The organism is Microcella sp., assembly GCF_030645145.1.
Taxonomy (GTDB): Bacteria; Actinomycetota; Actinomycetes; order Actinomycetales; family Microbacteriaceae; genus Microcella.
The window spans coordinates 1-2,885 of the sequence record NZ_JAUSMI010000069.1; the positions used below are offsets into that span (position 1 = coordinate 1).

General features: G+C 70.9%; 2 protein-coding genes. One reads left to right on the plus strand and one right to left on the minus strand.

The annotated features are described in order from the left end of the window. A partial coding sequence (locus tag Q7T15_RS04055) for a flotillin family protein (protein WP_304693530.1) occupies positions 1–1,542 on the minus strand: 1,542 nt, incomplete at its 3' end. A 132-nt stretch (positions 1,543–1,674) separates the two neighbouring features. Here Q7T15_RS04055 and Q7T15_RS04060 point away from each other — a divergent pair. After that, positions 1,675–2,730 (plus strand): NAD(P)-dependent alcohol dehydrogenase, encoded by a 1,056-nt coding sequence (locus tag Q7T15_RS04060; RefSeq protein WP_304693532.1) that lies wholly within the window; start codon positions 1,675–1,677, stop codon positions 2,728–2,730. Positions 2,731–2,885: the final 155 nt, after the last annotated feature.

The following is a 2,885-nucleotide window of genomic DNA, read 5'->3' on the forward strand; positions in this document are numbered from 1 at the left end:
CCGCTTGCCGCGTGAACCCGATCCCGAGCCGCGCGAGCCCGAGCCCGCGAGCGCCGCGCCGATCGCCTCGCCCGCGGCCTCGCCGGAGGCGCGACCCTGGATGATCTCGGCGATGTCGATGCCGACGAGCTCCTTGATGAGCTTGGTGGAGGTCGCGAGCTGACCGGCGACGGAGTCGCCGATCTGCCCGGCGCCGTTGCCGTCGCTCGAGATGACCGTCATCGACGAGATTGCCGAGAGGGGTTCGGAGGCCGCGCGCACGATCGCGGGCAGCTGGTCGATGATGCGCTGGCGGAGGAGCGCCTCGGCGCGCTCGGCGAGCGCCTCGGCCTGGGCCCGCGTCGAGTCGGCCTCGGCCGTTCCCTTGAGACGGATGGCTCCGGCCTCGGCCTCGCCCTCCGCGGCGAGCGCCTCGGCAGCGGCGATGCGGCGGTTCTTCTCCGCGATGCCCTCCGCCTCGACGGCCTCCGCGGCGCTGCGGCGGCGATTGCGCTCGGCGACACCCTCGGACTCGATGGCCTCGGCGGCCGCACGGCGGGCATCCCTGTCGGCACCGGCGCTCGCGACGGCGGCCGCGGCGGCCGCGCTCGCCTCCTTCTCGAGGGCGTACGCCTGCGCGTCGGCGACGGCGCGCACCTCGGCGTCGAGCTCCTGCTTGCGCAGGCCGACGCGCTTGGCGGCCGTGACCTCCTGCTGCGCGACGACCTCCTGCTGCGCGATCGCCTCGGCGAGGGGCTTCGCGGCGGAGGCCTCGGCGCGAGCCTTGTCGGTCTCCTTCTGGATCTCGGCGTTGCGCAGGTCGAGCTTGCGCTGCTGCTCGGCGATCGCCTGGGCGGCCGCGATGCGGGCCTCCTCCGACGCCTGCTGCGCGATCGCCTCCGCGACTTCCGCGACCTGCTTCACGCGCGCCGCCTCGGCGCGACCGAGGTCGCGGATGTAGTTGTTGTCGTCGTCGATCTCCTTGATCTGCAGCGTGTCGATCTGCAGACCCTGGATGTCGAGCGCCTCGCGCACGGCCTCGAGCACCTGCTCCTGCAGGGCCGAGCGGTTGGTGATGATCTCGGTGACGGTGAGCTGACCGACGATCGAGCGCACAGAGCCGCTCAGGACCTCCTCGGTCGACGACTCGATCTGGTCCTGCTGGTTGAGGAAGCGCTGCGCAGCGGCGCGGACCATGGTCTCGCTCCCGCCGACCTTGACGACGGCGACGGCGTTGACCTTGATCGTGATGGCGTCCTTCGTCTGCGCGGTCGCCTGCACGTTGAGCTGGCGGCTGCGGAGGCTGAGCTTGAAGTAGGCCTCGATGACGGGCTTCACGAACACGCGCGAGCCGAAGACGACCTTCTGCCCGACGTTGTCGAACTCGTTGTTCTGGGGGCGCTCGGCCGTCGCCTTCTGGCGGGAGGTGACGATGATCGCCTCGTCAGGCTTGGCGACCTTGATGCCGCGGAGGAGCACGATCGCGACGATGACAATGATCAGGACGACGGCGCCGATGCCGATCGCGGTGGACAGGGCTTCGCTGGAGAGAGCTGGGGACATGGCGCCAGTATGGCCGAGCGACGAGCCCAAGACGAGGATCCGTCTGCTCCGAGTCGCAACCCGGGACTTCCGGCCCTGACCGACCCCGCGCCCGGAGGCGTACCGTGGCGCGAAAGTCCGAAGGAGAACAGCATGCGCGCGGTCCGATTCAGCCAGTGGAAGACCTTCCCCACGATCGAGGAGATCGACACGCCCACCCCCGGGCCGGGCGAGGTGCTGCTCAAGATCGCGGGCGCCGGCGCGTGCCACAGCGACGTCGCGATCTTCGAGGACTTCGGCCCCGAGATGCCCGCCGCGGGCCTGCTCAAGCCGACCTACACGCTCGGGCACGAGAACTCCGGCTGGGTCGAGGAGCTCGGCGAGGGCGTCACCGGCATCGAGAAGGGCGCCGCCTACCTCGTCTACGGCCCTATCGGCTGCGGCCACTGCGACATGTGCTCGCGCGGTCAGGACACGTACTGCCGAAACGTCGGCAGCAAGCCGTACCTCGCGATGGGCCTCGGACGCGACGGCGGCATGGCCGAGTACCTCGTCGCCCCCGCGCGCAACCTCGTCGCACTCGGCGACGCCGACCCGGTCGCCGCCGCGCCCTTGAGCGACGCGGGCCTCACGCCGTACCACGCGATCAAGAACTCGATGCACAAGCTCAACGGCGGCGGCAAGACCGCTCTCGTCATCGGCCTCGGCGGTCTCGGCCAGCTCGCCGTGCAGATGCTCATCGCCATGACCGGCGCGACCGTAATCGCGACCGACCAGAAGGCCGACGCCATGGAGCGCGCGGCTGCCCGCGGCGCGAAGACCGTTCCCGGCGGCGAGGGCCAGGCGGCGGCGATCCGCGAGCTCACCGGGGGTCGCGGCGTCGACGCCGTGTTCGACTTCGTCGGCGTCGCGCCGACCGTGAAGCTCGCGATGGAGTCCGTGGCCGTGCTCGGTCGCGTCACGATCGTGGGCATCGCCGGCGGCACCTACGAGTGGGGCTTCTACGGCGTGCCGTACGAGGCCGAGCTGCTGAGCACCTACTGGGGCACGATCGAAGACCTGCACGACGTCGTCGCGCTCTACAAGGCCGGTCAGATCGAGCCCGAGGTCGAGATCTACAGCCTCGACGACGCGCTCGACGCGTACCGGAAGCTCGCGTCGGGCGAGCTCTCGGCCCGCGCAGTCGTCGCTCCGCACGGGCGCGGCTGAGCGGCGTCGCGGGTCGACCGACCGACGTGATCTGAGCGAGGCCCGCGGCGGGCCAGAATGAACCCATGACCCGCCGCGGCCTCATCCTCTTCGCCTCCCTCGGCGTCATCTGGGGCATCCCGTACCTGTTCATCAAGATCGCGATCGCCGAGCTC

What these genes read in the sequence shown, in the direction of transcription:
- Q7T15_RS04060 (WP_304693532.1), top strand. Translation starts at nt 1,675, where the DNA reads ATGCGCGCGGTCCGATTCAGCCAGTGGAAGACCTTCCCCACGATCGAG.